The following is a 17,410-nucleotide window of genomic DNA, read 5'->3' on the forward strand; positions in this document are numbered from 1 at the left end:
TATGGATACTGTTTGAAAGAAGAAAACATAAAAAAAAACGAAACTGTACGTTTTCGTTTACATGTAATGAAAATGGCGGTCCGGACGGGACTCGAACCCGCGACCTCCTGCGTGACAGGCAGGCATTCTAACCAACTGAACTACCGGACCAATTTGGTTGTACTCTACAAGTACTTCCTATGGAAATGAATAATTTGGTTGCGGGGGCAGGATTTGAACCTGCGACCTTCGGGTTATGAGCCCGACGAGCTACCGAACTGCTCCACCCCGCGATGATATAAAAATGACAAGCTTGGCGGCGTCCTACTCTCACAGGGGGAGACCCCCAACTACCATCGGCGCTGAAGAGCTTAACTTCCGTGTTCGGTATGGGAACGGGTGTGACCTCTTCGCTATCGCCACCAAACCTGATGGAGAGAATGTTCTCTCAAAACTAGATAACAATGTTCATGCTTCACATTAGAATATAGGTTAAGTCCTCGATCGATTAGTATCTGTCAGCTCCACGTGTCACCACGCTTCCACCTCAGACCTATCAACCTGATCATCTTTCAGGGATCTTACTTCCTTGCGGAATGGGAAATCTCATCTTGAGGGGGGCTTCATGCTTAGATGCTTTCAGCACTTATCCCGTCCGCACATAGCTACCCAGCGATGCCCTTGGCAGAACAACTGGTACACCAGCGGTGCGTCCATCCCGGTCCTCTCGTACTAAGGACAGCTCCTCTCAAATTTCCTGCGCCCGCGACGGATAGGGACCGAACTGTCTCACGACGTTCTGAACCCAGCTCGCGTACCGCTTTAATGGGCGAACAGCCCAACCCTTGGGACCGACTACAGCCCCAGGATGCGATGAGCCGACATCGAGGTGCCAAACCTCCCCGTCGATGTGGACTCTTGGGGGAGATAAGCCTGTTATCCCCGGGGTAGCTTTTATCCGTTGAGCGATGGCCCTTCCATGCGGAACCACCGGATCACTAAGCCCGACTTTCGTCCCTGCTCGACTTGTAGGTCTCGCAGTCAAGCTCCCTTGTGCCTTTACACTCTGCGAATGATTTCCAACCATTCTGAGGGAACCTTTGGGCGCCTCCGTTACATTTTAGGAGGCGACCGCCCCAGTCAAACTGCCCACCTGACACTGTCTCCCTGCCCGTTAAGGGCAGCGGGTTAGAAGGTCAATACAGCCAGGGTAGTATCCCACCGATGCCTCCACCGAAGCTGGCGCTCCGGTTTCCAAGGCTCCTACCTATCCTGTACAAGCTGTACCAACATTCAATATCAGGCTGCAGTAAAGCTCCACGGGGTCTTTCCGTCCTGTCGCGGGTAACCTGCATCTTCACAGGTACTATAATTTCACCGAGTCTCTCGTTGAGACAGTGCCCAGATCGTTGCGCCTTTCGTGCGGGTCGGAACTTACCCGACAAGGAATTTCGCTACCTTAGGACCGTTATAGTTACGGCCGCCGTTTACTGGGGCTTCAATTCGCACCTTCGCTTACGCTAAGCGCTCCTCTTAACCTTCCAGCACCGGGCAGGCGTCAGCCCCTATACTTCGCCTTACGGCTTCGCAGAGACCTGTGTTTTTGCTAAACAGTCGCCTGGGCCTATTCACTGCGGCTTCTCGGGGCTTTAACACCCTAAGAAGCACCCCTTCTCCCGAAGTTACGGGGTCATTTTGCCGAGTTCCTTAACGAGAGTTCTCTCGATCACCTTAGGATTCTCTCCTCGCCTACCTGTGTCGGTTTGCGGTACGGGCACCTCTCACCTCGCTAGAGGCTTTTCTTGGCAGTGTGGAATCAGGAACTTCGCTACTAAATTTCGCTCGCCATCACAGCTCAGCCTTTTCGGGAAACGGATTTGCCTATTTCCCAGCCTAACTGCTTGGACGCGGATATCCATTACCGCGCTTACCCTATCCTCCTGCGTCCCCCCATTGCTCAAATGGTGAGGAGGTGGTACAGGAATATCAACCTGTTGTCCATCGCCTACGCCTTTCGGCCTCGGCTTAGGTCCCGACTGACCCTGAGCGGACGAGCCTTCCTCAGGAAACCTTAGGCATTCGGTGGACGGGATTCTCACCCGTCTTTCGCTACTCATACCGGCATTCTCACTTCTAAGCGCTCCACCAGTCCTTCCGGTCTGGCTTCTCTGCCCTTAGAACGCTCTCCTACCACTGTTCGTTAGAACAGTCCGCAGCTTCGGTGATACGTTTAGCCCCGGTACATTTTCGGCGCAGAGTCACTCGACCAGTGAGCTATTACGCACTCTTTAAATGGTGGCTGCTTCTAAGCCAACATCCTGGTTGTCTAAGCAACTCCACATCCTTTTCCACTTAACGTATACTTTGGGACCTTAGCTGGCGGTCTGGGCTGTTTCCCTTTCGACTACGGATCTTATCACTCGCAGTCTGACTCCCAAGGATAAGTCATCGGCATTCGGAGTTTGACTGAATTCGGTAACCCGGTAGGGGCCCCTAGTCCAATCAGTGCTCTACCTCCGAGACTCTTACCTTGAGGCTAGCCCTAAAGCTATTTCGGAGAGAACCAGCTATCTCCAGGTTCGATTGGCATTTCACCCCTACCCACACCTCATCCCCGCACTTTTCAACGTGCGTGGGTTCGGGCCTCCATTCAGTGTTACCTGAACTTCACCCTGGACATGGGTAGATCACCTGGTTTCGGGTCTACGACCACGTACTCTTGCGCCCTATTCAGACTCGCTTTCGCTGCGGCTCCGCATCTTCTGCTTAACCTTGCACGGGATCGTAACTCGCCGGTTCATTCTACAAAAGGCACGCCATCACCCGTTAACGGGCTCTGACTACTTGTAGGCACACGGTTTCAGGATCTATTTCACTCCCCTTCCGGGGTGCTTTTCACCTTTCCCTCACGGTACTGGTTCACTATCGGTCACTAGGGAGTATTTAGCCTTGGGAGATGGTCCTCCCGGATTCCGACGGAATTTCACGTGTTCCGCCGTACTCAGGATCCACTCTGGAGAGAATGACATTTCAGTTACAGGGCTGTTACCTTCTCTGGCGGGCCTTTCCAGACCTCTTCGCTTATATCATTCCTTTGTAACTCCGTATAGAGTGTCCTACAACCCCAAGAGGCAAGCCTCTTGGTTTGGGCTGTTCCCGTTTCGCTCGCCGCTACTTAGGGAATCGCATTTGCTTTCTCTTCCTCCGGGTACTTAGATGTTTCAGTTCCCCGGGTATGCCTTCTCATACTCTATGTATTCAAGTATGGATACTACTCCATTACGAGCAGTGGGTTTCCCCATTCGGAAATCTCCGGATCAATGCTTGCTTACAGCTCCCCGAAGCATATCGGTGTTCGTCCCGTCCTTCATCGGCTCCTAGTGCCAAGGCATCCACCGTGCGCCCTTTCTAACTTAACCATTTTTTACTTTAGAAAGAATCACTTTGTGATACACTTTGCATTCAATGTGAATGTATTACTTATTGTTATCTAGTTTTCAAAGAACAATTCTGTCTCGCTAGAGACATGTTTTGAAGGGATAATCCTTCAAAACTAAACAAGACCAAAACGCACGTTGCTCCATATATCCTTAGAAAGGAGGTGATCCAGCCGCACCTTCCGATACGGCTACCTTGTTACGACTTCACCCCAATCATCTGCCCCACCTTCGGCGGCTGGCTCCATAAAGGTTACCTCACCGACTTCGGGTGTTGCAAACTCTCGTGGTGTGACGGGCGGTGTGTACAAGGCCCGGGAACGTATTCACCGCGGCATGCTGATCCGCGATTACTAGCGATTCCAGCTTCACGCAGTCGAGTTGCAGACTGCGATCCGAACTGAGAACAGATTTGTGGGATTCGCTCAACCTTGCGGTCTCGCAGCCCTTTGTTCTGTCCATTGTAGCACGTGTGTAGCCCAGGTCATAAGGGGCATGATGATTTGACGTCATCCCCACCTTCCTCCGGTTTGTCACCGGCAGTCACCTTAGAGTGCCCAACTGAATGCTGGCAACTAAGATCAAGGGTTGCGCTCGTTGCGGGACTTAACCCAACATCTCACGACACGAGCTGACGACAACCATGCACCACCTGTCTCTCTGTCCCCGAAGGGAAAGCCCTATCTCTAGGGTTGTCAGAGGATGTCAAGACCTGGTAAGGTTCTTCGCGTTGCTTCGAATTAAACCACATGCTCCACCGCTTGTGCGGGCCCCCGTCAATTCCTTTGAGTTTCAGTCTTGCGACCGTACTCCCCAGGCGGAGTGCTTAATGCGTTAGCTGCAGCACTAAGGGGCGGAAACCCCCTAACACTTAGCACTCATCGTTTACGGCGTGGACTACCAGGGTATCTAATCCTGTTCGCTCCCCACGCTTTCGCTCCTCAGCGTCAGTTACAGACCAGAGAGTCGCCTTCGCCACTGGTGTTCCTCCACATCTCTACGCATTTCACCGCTACACGTGGAATTCCACTCTCCTCTTCTGCACTCAAGTTCCCCAGTTTCCAATGACCTTCCCCGGTTGAGCCGGGGGCTTTCACATCAGACTTAAGAAACCGCCTGCGAGCCCTTTACGCCCAATAATTCCGGACAACGCTTGCCACCTACGTATTACCGCGGCTGCTGGCACGTAGTTAGCCGTGGCTTTCTGGTTAGGTACCGTCATGGTACGAGCAGTGACTCTCGTACTTGTTCTTCCCTAACAACAGAGCTTTACGATCCGAAAACCTTCTTCACTCACGCGGCGTTGCTCCGTCAGACTTTCGTCCATTGCGGAAGATTCCCTACTGCTGCCTCCCGTAGGAGTCTGGGCCGTGTCTCAGTCCCAGTGTGGCCGATCACCCTCTCAGGTCGGCTACGCATCGTCGCCTTGGTGAGCCATTACCTCACCAACTAGCTAATGCGCCGCGGGTCCATCTGTAAGTGACAGCCGAAACCGTCTTTCATCCTTGAACCATGCGGTTCAAGGAACTATCCGGTATTAGCTCCGGTTTCCCGGAGTTATCCCAGTCTTACAGGCAGGTTACCCACGTGTTACTCACCCGTCCGCCGCTAACTTCCAGGAGCAAGCTCCCTTCTGTTCGCTCGACTTGCATGTATTAGGCACGCCGCCAGCGTTCGTCCTGAGCCAGGATCAAACTCTCCGAAGTATGCAGGATGCATATCACACATGCGTTACTACACAATGTAACTTAGCATGTGATCATTCTTCTGCCTCGTCAGTTTGACTGACTACCTATGATGTATCATAGGATTTTTTATCAAATCTCGAATGAACAGGTACGTTTTGTCTTGTTTAGTTTTCAAAGATCATTATCTAAAATGGAGCGGGTGATGAGAATCGAACTCACGACATCAGCTTGGAAGGCTGAGGTTTTACCACTAAACTACACCCGCATGGTGTAAATTGGCGCGCCCGAGAGGAGTCGAACCCCTAACCTTTTGATCCGTAGTCAAACGCTCTATCCAATTGAGCTACGGGCGCTTAATCAGGCGACTTAATTATCTTAACATATCATTCTTATTAAGTCAATACTTTTTTGAGGTGTTTGTCACTCGCATTTCAAAGGAAATGTTTCAGATGCGTCATCAGCGACGAATAAAAATATATCATGGATGATACAAGAAGGTCAATACATTTTTTCTAAGAAAGCATAAAGTTTTTTTAGAGGTGATTTTTCCTTATATAAATTGAAATACGATAGCCCTATTTCCTTCTATTTCTTCATATTTTAGATGATTCTTAAATAAAATCTTTCTACATCTAAAGAAGGACAAAACACGACCACCTAGAATTTTTATTTATTGGAAAATTCTTAATATTTTCTGAGCATTTTAAAGGGGGTAGAAGATGTTGAAAAAGTTTATCGCTTTTCAAATCATGATCGCTTTGGTGATTGGAGCTCTTATCGGTCATTTCTTTCCTGACTTCGGAATGGCACTTCGACCAATTGGAGATGGATTCATCAGATTAATAAAAATGATTGTTGTTCCGATCGTTTTCTCTACAATTGTCATTGGTGCAGCTGGTAGCGGCGGCATGAAGAAAATGGGCAGTCTTGGATTGAAGACGATCATCTGGTTTGAGGTCATCACAACAATCGTTCTTGGTATCGGTCTTTTATTAGCCAATGTTCTGAAGCCTGGTGTTGGGCTTGATTTCTCTCAATTAGCCAAAAAAGATATTGGCGACTTAGAAGGCTATACGGAGAAAGTGGTCGATTTTAAACAAATGGTACTAGACATCATCCCGACCAATATCATAGATGTCATGGCACAGAATGATTTACTTGCCGTGATTTTCTTTGCCATCTTATTTGGTGTAGCCGCAAGCGGCATTGGTAAAGCATCTGCTCCTGTTCTTACCTTCTTTGAATCAGTGGCACAAATTATGTTTAAGTTAACACAGATGGTGATGGTCACCGCCCCTATCGGAGTTCTAGCTCTAATGGCTGCATCTGTCGGTCAATATGGCATTGTTTTATTAATTCCTATGATGAAACTTGTCGGGACTGTGTTCTTAGGGTTATTCATTATTCTATTTGTTTTGTTCCCTCTTGTCGCACTGATCTTCCGTTTTAACTACTTCGAAGTATTAAAAATGATCTGGGATTTGTTCTTAGTTGCCTTTTCTACAACAAGTACAGAAACTGTCCTTCCTCAACTGATGTCTCGTATGGAAAAGTACGGTTGTCCAAAAAGAGTCGTTTCCTTTGTCATCCCGTCCGGTCTTTCTCTCAACTGTGATGGTTCCAGTTTGTATTTATCTGTTTCCTGTGTGTTTCTTGCACAAGCATTCGGAGTTGACATGAGCATTTCGCAACAGCTTCTGATGATGCTTGTTCTTGTTTTAACAAGTAAAGGCATTGCAGCTGTTCCATCTGGTTCGCTTGTCGTTCTTTTGGCAACAGCTCATGCAGTAGGCCTTCCCGCTGAAGGAGTTGCGATTATTGCCGGTGTGGACAGAATTATGGATATGGCACGTACGGGGGTAAATGTCCCTGGGCATGCCGTTGCTTGTATTGTCGTATCTAAATGGGAAAAGGGATTTCGTGAGTCTGCTTGGGAAATCCCAAAAGCAGGTGAGAAAACAAAAGGGATGTAATGTAAAAGGAAAGGGTCAGCCCTTTCCTTTTCTTATGGTAAAAATGTCTGCGTCAACACCGCTTTGCCTTGCTTTTCAACCTTCACTTCTGCATATGCTCCGTTAATTAGGGTCATTTGCGGCGGAACATGTCCGCAATCGATATCATAAAGAATGGGTACATTTAATTCATTTGACAGTTCTTCATATATATCTGTGTAATCATACCCCTCCACAGGAGCATCCACTGCACTTCGACCGAACATAATCCCAGAACAATGATCAAACCATCCAGATAATTTTAATTGGACAAGCGATCTTTTCATGCTTGCAGCGTTTAGCTTGCAGTTTTCAAAATACCATAGAATCGGTTCGTCTTTTATGAATGTCCGTTGAAAAGCTTTAACATCTCCAAAAGGTGTTCCTGCTAAGTGACGTATCACATCTATGCATCCGCCCATCAATCTCCCTTTCACAGAGACTTCATGTTGATGAACTGTACGCCATACCGTTGGCTCAGTTAAATGAAAAACATGTCGACTCGGGTTATCATGCTGCCACTCCTTTTGGTACATATCTGATGAAAACTGGGTGATTCTCGACTCAGGTAAGGTGGCCAGCACTCTCTCCCACATAGCTGTCGTCTGATCAAGTTCTTCACCTCGAAGATCAACGAAATTAGCACCATGCGCTGTCGCAATTCCTGTTTTTAACGTGATTGCAAGCAGCAATACACTCGTATCTGAGTAACCTAGTATCCACTTTTTTTGTATGTTCGAAAAATCAAGATGTTCTAAAATCTCTATTAGCAGCTCACCTCCCCATGGCGGGATGATATGGTCAATGTCATTACTTGTCATCATTTGCTGAAGTTCTTTGGCTCTTTCTTTAGCAGGTGCTGACTTTGCCTTTTGCTGCTGCCATACCGTATCTCCGCACACGACCTCAAAGCCTCTTTCTTTCATCCGCTGACACGAAAGCTGAAACATCTCGTGAAGGGATGACTGCACACCCGAAGAAGGAGCTGTCACTCCAATGGTTTGTCCTTTTTGTAAAAGAGGATACTGGATCATCTGCTGACCTCCATTCATCTATGTGTCTGTCATTCTATTGATTATATAGAAGATGCCCCATTTGGAAGGGACATCTCATCCTACTCCTTTGCACGTAAGACAATAAAAACACCTGCAAAGATACAGAGAATCCCGATAAAAAAGCGGAGTCCCATCTCCTCACCTAAAAGCAGCCAACCGAGAGCTGCACCTACGACTGGCTGAAAGAAGAAAAAGAGACCTCCGCTGGAAGCTTGCATAAGTTGGAGTCCTCTGTTCCATAAAAAGAAAGCAAGTGCTGTCGAGATGACGCCGAGATAAAGAATACCGCCCCAAATTTCAGGTCTCGCCATTTTCTCAAAATCCAGTTCAGACAGGCGAAATAGAACAGGTGGTGTTAATCCTATCAGGGCAATGATGATCGCATAAGTTGTCGTCACCACTTGAGGATATTTTCTTGGAACACGTTTAAGCAATACAGACATAAGGGCCCATGTTAAGGCAGCAATGACTAATGAGATTCCTCCAACAAACTCATCCGTTTGTATAGCGACGCGACCAATCATTATGAATATCCCTACTGTGGCAAGCAGAATGGATACACACTTCCGAAAAGTGATGGCTTCTTTTAAAAGAAAGAATGCAAAAAACACCATAAAGGCAGGTGTTGCTGATGTAATTACTGCACCCATTTGAGCAGATGTGTACATGGTACCGATTTCTTGAGTCACGATAGAAAGAAAATTGCCTATCAGCCCAATGGCCGCTATGAGCGGTATATCTTTTTTATCTATTCGAAAGGAATAGCCTAATCGCCAAATCGTCAAAACTAGAACGATCCCTGCTACTATATATCTCATCCATACAAGCTCAAGTGGCGGAACCACAGCCACTGTTACCTTCACAACTACATACATGCCGCCCCAAATACTTGCTGCAATCGCTAAGAAAAGTGCGCCTATATATTTTTTATTCATCTTTTCCCCTCCGTTATTGGATATATTGATTGCGATATCCACAAACGGAGATGCACTCTCCGTTATGGACGGAGGGAGTTTGGTACATCATTCTCAAACAACTGATTCCATTGCATCACAGTCACCTCTATTGTTTTCATTTTATTATATGAACCTTATAACAAATTTTGGTTCACTTCAATCCTTTTTTGTCGGCATTTTTCTTTTTATACTAGAAGATAAATGAGCATTGACATGCTGAATTCGTTTTCATATAGTAAGTTCAACTATAGGCGGTCGTTCAGAAAAGGAGAAGATGTCTTTGGATGTAGAAGCTCAGTTTTATGATGTGGCTTATTTTTGGTTGTATGATTGTGACTGTCATTCCAAGGGTCGTTCCTTTTTTATTTGTTAAAAATATTCAGTTGCCTGATGTTGTACTCAAATGGTTATCGTTTATCCCAATTTGTATATTCACCGCTTTGATTGCAGAGCATTTATTTGTTCAAACAACGAAAGGAATATCTGTTCACTGGATGTATCTTGCTGTATTGATGCCAACAGTGCTGGTTGCTTTATGGACAAAGAGCTTGTCGATCACTGTTCTTATTGGTGTCATGTTGATGGGAGCTGCCAGATGGTTTTTCTAAACTGTTGTCATGGAAAGATAACGTCTATCATGGTTAAAATTACATTACATAGCCCCATATCATTGAAATAGCACTATAAACAAGTAAAAGCCCCATGAGAATGTGGAACGGTCGCTGATAGGATGCAATAAAACGTTTAAATATGGAGCCGAATAAACTCCAGCTAAAGGTGCCTAAAAATCCAATCAAGGCGAGAATGGTCGTCAATAAGATGAGATGCACGTTAGACTGTCCATATGGCAGCACAAATGTTGAAATGACGGTTAACCCATACAAGATCGCTTTAGGATTAATAAACTGTAGAAGCATGCCCGGTATGAAATGATTATACCGGTCTAGCACTTCATCTTCTCCACCTTTACTTTTCATTATTTTTACGGCTAAATACAGCATATAACCGGCTCCAATGAAAGCCATGATCCAGCCAATTTTCGGCATCACTTGATGAAGTATCATATTGAAAAAGCAGCTGATACACAAAATGACGAAAAACCCAATCCCCACCCCTAAACAAAATCGGAATGTTTGTTTTACACCATACTTATTCGTAAAGACCATGGCCATGATATTGTTTGGCCCAGGTGTAAAGCTAGTGACAAATGCATAGATCAGCATTGAAAGAAACAAGACTGACTCCCCCTTTTATACGTTATTAAGATCAAAAAGTCTTCATTGCGTATTTTTACGTTTTATTGTACTATTCAGTCTTTATAAAGTAAATGCAGAAAGGAGCTTTTTATATGAAAGAAGTGCAATCAATTATTTCTAAAAACGTGAAGCTTCTCAGAGAACAAAAAAAGTTAAGCCTCGAAAAGATGGCTGATTTAACAGGTGTCAGCAAGACGATGATCGGTCAGATTGAAAGAGGCGAATCGACGCCGACCATCACAACCTTGTGGAAAATTGCAAATGGTTTAAAGGTGTCTTTTAGTGAGTTAATTTACGCTCCACAACCTGAAATCAATGTGGTGCGAAAAGAAGAGGGACAGGTTTTAACAGAGGACGAAGGGAGATATCGCGTTTATACGACTTTTCCATTTGATGTCCGAAGGAAGTTTGAAGTGTATCAAGTGGAAATTGATCTTGGCGGGTCGTTAAGTGCTGATGAACATATCGGAGGAACAGAGGAATTGATTACTGTTTTTGAAGGAGAGCTTTATTTATCAATCGGTGACGAAGAATACACCTTAAAAGCTGGTGACTCTATCCGTTTCAAAGCAGATCGTCCCCATGAGTACAGACAATTAGGAAACCAGATAACACGGCTGCAAATGATCCTTTATTATCCCAATTAAAAAGCTGACAGGCTTGTTCCCTGTCAGCTTTCTATTTTAATAAATCTAGGGGTACGCACGACCGTTCCGGAAAAATGTGACCCTGAATTTTTATCAATCACTTCTATGAATATATGAAAAAATGGATTATCTGCTTTCAACTTGTTTTTTTCTTCAACTTCGTCTTGCTTCTGGCGCTCATGCCCTGCGATTAAACCATGTGTCATCGACTGATTTTATTTCTGCTTTGCTTCCCAGCGAGCGACTTCTTCTCTCACTTGAGGAGCCACTTCTTTTCCGAATAATTCAATCGCTTTTAGTACTTGATCATGCGGCATAGAGCCAACCGGCACATGAAGCATGAAGCGGGTAATTCCTACATTTTTTCGCAGATGGATTACTTTTTCTGCAACTGTATCTGGATCTCCCACATACAACGCACCTTCTAATGTTCTTGCTGCATCAAACGTAGAACGCGTGTAAGGTTCCCAGCCCCGCTCTCTCGCTAATGTATTCATGACATGCTGTGTGGAAGGAAAAAATTGATCTGCAGCCAGCTCTGTTTCTTCTGCCACAAAGCCATGCGAATGTGATGCCACAGTCAACTTAGCGGGATCATGTCCAGCATGAACAGCTGCTTGTTTGTATAACTGGACAAGTGGCGTGAATTGTCTAGGGCTTCCGCCAATGATTGCGAGCACGAGAGGCAATCCTAATAATCCTGCACGAACGACTGATTCACGATTCCCACCACTGCCAATCCAGATCGGAAGAGGATCTTGAACAGGTCGTGGATATACCCCAACATCTTGAATGGATGCACGATGCTTGCCGCTCCATGTCACACGTTCAGACTGCTGTAATTTCAACAGCAAATCAAGCTTTTCCTCAAATAACTCTTCATAATCACTTAAATCATATCCAAACAGTGGAAAAGATTCTATAAATGAACCGCGACCTGCCATAATCTCTGCACGGCCATTAGACAATCCATCTAATGTGGCAAAATCCTGAAACACACGTACGGGATCTGCCGATGAAAGGACCGTTACTGCACTTGTTAGGCGGATATTCTTTGTTTGCGTTGCCGCAGCTGCTAATAACACGGCTGGATTCGATGCCGCAAAATCTTTCCTGTGATGCTCTCCAACACCAAATACATCTAGACCTACTTGGTCAGCTAATATAATCTCTTCTACTACTTCTCTAATACGCTGTGCGTGGCTAACTGTTTTTCCCGTTTGAAAATCAGGTGTTGTTTCAACGAATGTACTAATTCCTAGTTCCATGTATGGAACCTCCTATCTTATAAATAAGTCACTGCTTTCTACTTTTCCTTTCCTCAAGGTGATCATGAACTTCTTTATTGCTTTTGGTTTAAGTCCCATCATTGAACAAGGTTCCAAAGCCTTTTTTTCAATAGTCCTTTGAAAAATTCCATCTCTTTACTCAGAAAAGATCATGGTCTCTCTATCATCTCCTCATATTGTTGCACATTCAAAATGCCAAACATTTTCAAGTCTGTTGATAAGAGAGATTTGCAGATCTTATTTCACGTCCAATGTATCAAAGCTGAGTGTCACCTTGTTTCCCCTTTTCATGAAGTTGTTTCGCACCTAAACCGATCTTTTTCAGTAATTCAATTAATTGCTCTTTTTCTTCTCTTTCAATAAAGGACAAGTTTTGTGAAATAGCATCTGTATGTTTTGGAAATATAACATCGAATAATTGCTTCCCTTTGTCCGTAAGGTGTACTTGAAATACTCGCTTATCAGAGGGCGCACACTGCCTTTTGACAAGCTCTTGCTTCTCTAATTTATTGACCACATATGTAATGCTTCCACTTGGAATGGATAAAATGTCACTAATTTTTTGAACAGGATGCGGTCCCTTGCTATACAACAACTCAAGAATCTGAAAATTTTCAAATCCAATCTTATAGCTTTCAATATCTTTTTGAATATTTGTAAAAAGGGCTTGGTAGGCTTTCATCCAAACTCGGAAAAGCCTTAAATCTAATTCACGTTCATGCTGCACCATAGCAACTACTCCTTTTTCAATAAATCCTAAAAATAGGATAAATTTATCCTAACACTAGGATATTTTCTTGTCAATGTGTTTGTTTCATAGCAAAGACTGATGACTGCCCTAGTTGTACCGATAAAACAGCTCGTAAACTGCTTGTTATAGCAATGCCTGTTTCCTTTTATCATCCGCAAAAGGCGAATGTCTGTTTACACTGAATTGAGTTTGATGAGAGCGTCTGTGTAAGGAAAGTAGTCGTTGATCGAAAACTGGACTACAAAAACCTCGTTCAAGTAACCATATCTCAAGGTTTCGCCTTCTCGTGATGATATAATAGAAGCAGTTCAATCAAAACAAAAGTGCAAAATCTCTTGAATGATCGTACTTGGAGGAGAGAATGATGATAAGACGACTTGATCATATCGTGTTGACCGTTCAACATCTAGAGGAAACCATTCGCTTTTATACAAACGTATTAGGGATGAAGGAAGAGACCTTCGGAGACGGCCGAAAAGCACTCCGTTTTGGTTTGCAAAAGATCAACCTTCATGAAGCAGGACACGAGTTTGAACCAAAAGCATCGCATCCCTTGCCTGGATCTGCTGATTTGTGTTTCATCACAGATTTGGACATGGATGACTTATTGCTGCACCTTCGAAAACAGGTCGTGCCAATTGAAGAGGGACCGGTCGAGCGTACTGGTGCTCTAGGTCCAATTGAATCCATTTATATCCGTGATCCTGATATGAATTTAATTGAGATCTCTAGATATATAGAGGAGAAATGACGCGCTTGTACTTAAGACCAATTGGAGAACAGAATTCTCCTGAGTATTCTCAAAGGCTGTCAGCACGAAGAGACGCTTGACATGACTGGAATTTATAAAAAAACATCAAAATAAAAAAATGGCACAGGAATTGAATCATATCAAGCCGCAGTTTTAAAGCCAATGCTTGATTATTCAACCTATGCCTTTCATCTATGGGGTTATTCTGCTGCTGTCTCTTCGGTCACCTTCCCCTTCCAAATAAGCGTTAAGCCTAATCCTAGAAATAAGACAACACCTGCAAATAGAAATGGGAAGTGAATATTTTGATCAAATAAAATTCCGCCGAGTGCTGGGCCAAAAATCGTCCCAAGGCTTGTGTACGTTGAGTTCATCCCCGCTACAAATCCTTGCTGGTTGCCAGCGATTTTTGAAAGAAATGTCGTTAATGCCGGTCGTAATAAATCAAATGCCAAGAAAATGATACATGTGACAATCAGCACGACTATAAACCCTGAGACGACAGTGGAAACGAAAGCTAAAATCGCACCGACGATTAAGCAAAGCTGGATCACTCTTTTCTCACCAAGGAAATTCACAAGTTGACCGAAGACAAGTACTTGAATGATCACAGCCACAATGGAGCTGACGGTAATAATAATTGCAATATCTTTCGGTCCGAAACCGAACTTATGATTTGTAAACAAACTAAATACTGTTTCATATGCTGATAAACCGAATGATAGCACAAATACAATAATGAAAGCGATGAGATAGCTGGGATGGATTGATTTTTTCAAGTCTTTAAAGAAGGTCGAGTCTTTCACATTCTCCATTTGCTTCTCTCGTTCTTCTTTTGTGAATGGCTCTTTTAGCATAAACATAGAGGAGATGACCGCAATAAAGGCAATACCTGCTGCAAAGAAAAACGGCAGACGAACGCCATATTCTGCAATAAATCCCCCAATTCCCGGTCCAATGATAAACCCCGTACTAATCGCCGCAGACACATACCCCATAGCCTTTGATCTTTCTTGAACTGTCGTGATATCTGCTATGTAGGCTGTCACAGCAGGCATAATAAATGCCGCACTAATGCCGCCTAGAACCCTTGCTCCATATAGGACGTATACATGTGTCCCTAATCCAAAAACGAGTTCAGACAGTGCGAATAGAAACAGTCCTGACACGATCATGACTTTTCTGCCGTAGCGATCCACCCATCTTCCTGCTAAGGGTGATGAGATTAATTGAGCAACGGCAAATGCAGCGACAAGATATCCCATTGTACTGCCTGTTAAGTGCATCACATTCATAAATAAAGGCATGACAGGAATAATAAGTCCAATGCCTAAAAACGCAATAAAAATATTACTTAGTAAAATTACCAGTACAGCCTTTTGTTCTTTCAACGGTTTTTGCATGATGTATCTCCTTTACTGGCTCTCTTGTTTCTCATGATGGTTGATCCCGTGAATAAACAATGAGATGGCCTCTTTTTGCAATTTTTTTCGTTGTTGTATGGTGTCATTTTTATATAGCACATCTAATCCGTAAAAAACGGAGAGTAAAATTTTCACTTTTGACTCTATATGCTCAATAGACCAACTGCCGTCTTGATTTCCTTCAAGTAAGATTTCTCTCATCACGTCATCAAAGTCAACATCAATCTTGTTCATCCGTTCCACGACTTCCTCTGACGTAAAAGCACTTGCATAAAACTCCTCGCTGGCTCTCATTAATGGGTAATTGATACTCATTTGACTAAGTAGCTCTGCAAAACCTGCCAACTTATCTGTTGCAGCATTTAATGTTTTTTTCACGTCATTCCACTTCTCCATCATGACGCGATGGTCCTCTTCCATGATATGAAGGAACAAAAACTCTTTACCTTTAAAATGATGATAAAGGTTGCCTTTACTTACCCCAGCAGACTCTAGAATATCTCGCACAGAAGTTTCTGAATATCCTTTTTTGGCAAATAAGTCACGCGAAGCAGTCACGATTTTTTGCTTTGTCTTCTCACTCTTTCCGACTCCGCCTTGTGTACTTGTCATGTCCAACAATCCTTTCTACCCTACATTTCTTCAATGGGACAAAACAAAAACCGACCAGTTGGTTTATTTTTTATTATAAAATGATATCTCCCATAATTCAATGAAAAAGTCATCAATTTGAAAGAAAAGCAGATCGTATCAAAACAAACAACACGTTCATTTGCGCCATCATCAAAAAAGACAGCCAATGACTGTCAGAAATGATTAACTTCCTACCCTATCCATTAAAGAGACTATTAGTTGTTCTTGCTCAATTGCTACTGAATGCTCCAGACTGTTAATTACGAATGTACCCCCGTCCGCTAGTGCTAGTAGCACCAAAAGCATCAATGTGGTTTTCATTCATCATTTCTCCCTTCTTAATCTCGTCTCTAGCAAATCTCATTATGCGATAATATTCACTAGAAGCTTCATAATTTCCTTTTTCATAAAAGAAATCGGCCACTTCTAATGAATACTCTTCAATATCCGCAAACATTTTTCTCTTTTTTAAAAAATCAAAACATTGATAAAGCAAATCTTTATTTTCTTTGAGATAAAGGGATTGGAGTATCATAAACTTAGTCAAATATTCTTGATCGTGATTAAGGCGAGATATTCTTTGTCCTTTTTTTAAATACTGTTTGGCTTCTTTTAGTTGATTCTTTTTGAATTGGATGAGACACATATTAAAAAGAGCTTTTGTCAAAAAACTGTGTTTCTCTTCTTCTAGTATCTTTAACGCAATTCTTAAATGATGCTCTGCTTTATCATACTCTTTCATTGAAATACTACATATTCCAATGTTCATGTGTGAAGTACCTATTAAGTGTTTTTTTTGAATTTCTTTAGATATATTCAAATTCTCTTCAAACATTTTTAGAGCACCCGAATAATCCAAAATATCAAAGTAGTTCCCAGCGATGATACATTGAACATGAATAATACGATCCGCATATGTATCTTTCTTCATATAAATTCTTAGTGCTCTTTTTGCATAATTTAATGAGAAATAGGTCTGTTTCATATAATAGTAAACTTCTGATACTTTAAAGAAAAATTCAGCATGTTCAATTTCGTCATCTATTTGGGCAAGCTTTTGTTCAGCTCGTCTATATGCAGTAATAGCTGTAGTTAATTCTTTTCTTCTAAATTCATACATACCCATGAAGTAATAGAAATAATATTCTAACATTTGATTCATATTTTTCTGTTTTTTCTTTAAATAGTTTAAATAGTCATGAGATTTTTTTATCTCATTTAAGCTTTTTGATGTCATATAACTTAACATAATGTCATGACGAAAATTCAATAATTGATAATATAACAACACATCTTGATTTTCTTCCATATTTTTAATTAATATATCGATTTCTTTTTTTAGATTCACCGCATCTTTGATTAGATTATTTTTAATAGCGGTATACCAAAAGTTTAGTTTTGTTGTGACCAAATCATACGGGATAATATCTTCCAATTTTTACAACCTCCCTCCAATTATTTTTATTGTGCCAAAGTCTTATTGTAGTTAAAAGAGAATTTAGTTTCATAAAAACAAAATATTGAAATTTATCTCTTATTCATTTATTTAAATG

At 42.9% G+C, this 17,410-nt stretch carries 13 protein-coding genes, 4 tRNA genes and 3 rRNA genes; 4 read left to right on the forward strand and 16 right to left on the reverse strand.

Translation table 11 applies throughout. The annotated features are described in order from the left end of the window. Nucleotides 1-73 precede the first annotated feature (73 nt). The 7 genes from ABVJ71_RS08860 to ABVJ71_RS08890 all read right to left on the reverse strand — a co-directional run bounded on the left by ABVJ71_RS08860 (nt 74) and on the right by ABVJ71_RS08890 (nt 5,457). Nucleotides 74-150, reverse strand: a tRNA-Asp gene (locus tag ABVJ71_RS08860). Between the two features lie 45 nt (nt 151-195). Then, nucleotides 196-272, reverse strand: a tRNA-Met gene (locus tag ABVJ71_RS08865). 18 nt (nt 273-290) lie between these two features. After that, nucleotides 291-406, reverse strand: a 5S ribosomal RNA gene (rrf, locus tag ABVJ71_RS08870). A 61-nt stretch (nt 407-467) separates the two neighbouring features. Then, nucleotides 468-3,398: ribosomal RNA gene (locus ABVJ71_RS08875) — 23S ribosomal RNA — on the reverse strand. A gap of 175 nt (nt 3,399-3,573) precedes the next feature. Beyond that, nucleotides 3,574-5,122: ribosomal RNA gene (locus ABVJ71_RS08880) — 16S ribosomal RNA — on the reverse strand. The 16S, 23S and 5S rRNA genes sit together here with 4 tRNA genes alongside, the layout of an rRNA operon. Before the next feature lie 173 nt (nt 5,123-5,295). Continuing rightward, nucleotides 5,296-5,369: transfer RNA gene (locus ABVJ71_RS08885), tRNA-Gly, on the reverse strand. An 11-nt stretch (nt 5,370-5,380) separates the two neighbouring features. Further along, a tRNA-Arg gene (locus ABVJ71_RS08890) sits at nt 5,381-5,457 on the reverse strand. Nucleotides 5,458-5,826: 369 nt separating this feature from the next. On the opposite strand from ABVJ71_RS08890, the gene gltP reads away from it, so the two are divergent. Further along, complete coding sequence (gene gltP / locus ABVJ71_RS08895) at nt 5,827-7,077, forward strand: glutamate-aspartate/proton symporter GltP (RefSeq protein ID WP_353856622.1); 1,251 nt, start codon at nt 5,827-5,829, stop codon at nt 7,075-7,077. A 32-nt stretch (nt 7,078-7,109) separates the two neighbouring features. Here the strand turns inward: gltP and ABVJ71_RS08900 are convergent, their stop codons facing one another. Then, nucleotides 7,110-8,129 (reverse strand): S66 peptidase family protein, encoded by a 1,020-nt coding sequence (locus tag ABVJ71_RS08900; protein WP_353853715.1) that lies wholly within the window; start codon nt 8,127-8,129, stop codon nt 7,110-7,112. A gap of 80 nt (nt 8,130-8,209) precedes the next feature. Further along, entirely contained in the window at nt 8,210-9,085 is an 876-nt protein-coding gene (locus ABVJ71_RS08905; RefSeq protein WP_353853716.1) for an EamA family transporter, read from the reverse strand. A 323-nt stretch (nt 9,086-9,408) separates the two neighbouring features. Here ABVJ71_RS08905 and ABVJ71_RS08910 point away from each other — a divergent pair, with 323 nt between their 5' ends. Then, nucleotides 9,409-9,714: an AzlD domain-containing protein gene (locus ABVJ71_RS08910; RefSeq protein ID WP_353853717.1), complete on the forward strand. Its 306-nt coding sequence runs from the start codon at nt 9,409-9,411 to the stop codon at nt 9,712-9,714. Nucleotides 9,715-9,753: 39 nt separating this feature from the next. Here the strand turns inward: ABVJ71_RS08910 and ABVJ71_RS08915 are convergent, their stop codons facing one another. Beyond that, entirely contained in the window at nt 9,754-10,341 is a 588-nt protein-coding gene (locus ABVJ71_RS08915; protein WP_353853718.1) for a LysE family transporter, read from the reverse strand. Between the two features lie 113 nt (nt 10,342-10,454). Here ABVJ71_RS08915 and ABVJ71_RS08920 point away from each other — a divergent pair, with 113 nt between their 5' ends. Continuing rightward, nucleotides 10,455-11,009 carry an XRE family transcriptional regulator gene (locus ABVJ71_RS08920; RefSeq protein WP_353853719.1) on the forward strand — a complete coding sequence of 185 codons (555 nt, stop codon included), beginning with the start codon at nt 10,455-10,457 and terminating at the stop codon, nt 11,007-11,009. A 23-nt stretch (nt 11,010-11,032) separates the two neighbouring features. Here the strand turns inward: ABVJ71_RS08920 and ABVJ71_RS08925 are convergent, their stop codons facing one another. The 3 genes from ABVJ71_RS08925 to ABVJ71_RS08935 all read right to left on the reverse strand — a co-directional run bounded on the left by ABVJ71_RS08925 (nt 11,033) and on the right by ABVJ71_RS08935 (nt 13,028). After that, nucleotides 11,033-11,215 (reverse strand): hypothetical protein, encoded by a 183-nt coding sequence (locus ABVJ71_RS08925; protein ID WP_353853720.1) that lies wholly within the window; start codon nt 11,213-11,215, stop codon nt 11,033-11,035. Nucleotides 11,216-11,224: 9 nt separating this feature from the next. Continuing rightward, nucleotides 11,225-12,277 carry an LLM class flavin-dependent oxidoreductase gene (locus ABVJ71_RS08930; RefSeq protein WP_353853721.1) on the reverse strand — a complete coding sequence of 351 codons (1,053 nt, stop codon included), beginning with the start codon at nt 12,275-12,277 and terminating at the stop codon, nt 11,225-11,227. A 277-nt stretch (nt 12,278-12,554) separates the two neighbouring features. Beyond that, nucleotides 12,555-13,028: a MarR family transcriptional regulator gene (locus tag ABVJ71_RS08935; protein WP_353853722.1), complete on the reverse strand. Its 474-nt coding sequence runs from the start codon at nt 13,026-13,028 to the stop codon at nt 12,555-12,557. A 385-nt stretch (nt 13,029-13,413) separates the two neighbouring features. On the opposite strand from ABVJ71_RS08935, the gene ABVJ71_RS08940 reads away from it, so the two are divergent. Then, nucleotides 13,414-13,800, forward strand: a complete 387-nt coding sequence (locus tag ABVJ71_RS08940; protein ID WP_353856623.1) for a VOC family protein — start codon at nt 13,414-13,416, stop codon at nt 13,798-13,800. A gap of 200 nt (nt 13,801-14,000) precedes the next feature. Here the strand turns inward: ABVJ71_RS08940 and ABVJ71_RS08945 are convergent, their stop codons facing one another. From ABVJ71_RS08945 to ABVJ71_RS08955, 3 genes are all read right to left on the reverse strand, one after another. Further along, on the reverse strand, nt 14,001-15,203 hold the full coding sequence (locus tag ABVJ71_RS08945) for an MFS transporter (RefSeq protein ID WP_353853723.1): 1,203 nt from the start codon (nt 15,201-15,203) through the stop codon (nt 14,001-14,003). Between the two features lie 12 nt (nt 15,204-15,215). Further along, nucleotides 15,216-15,836 carry a TetR family transcriptional regulator C-terminal domain-containing protein gene (locus ABVJ71_RS08950; RefSeq protein ID WP_353853724.1) on the reverse strand — a complete coding sequence of 207 codons (621 nt, stop codon included), beginning with the start codon at nt 15,834-15,836 and terminating at the stop codon, nt 15,216-15,218. 277 nt (nt 15,837-16,113) lie between these two features. After that, nucleotides 16,114-17,292 carry a Rap family tetratricopeptide repeat protein gene (locus ABVJ71_RS08955; protein ID WP_353853725.1) on the reverse strand — a complete coding sequence of 393 codons (1,179 nt, stop codon included), beginning with the start codon at nt 17,290-17,292 and terminating at the stop codon, nt 16,114-16,116. Nucleotides 17,293-17,410: the final 118 nt, after the last annotated feature.

The organism is Bacillus sp. Bos-x628 (assembly GCF_040500475.1).
GTDB lineage: Bacteria > Bacillota > Bacilli > Bacillales > Bacillaceae > Bacillus > Bacillus maqinnsis.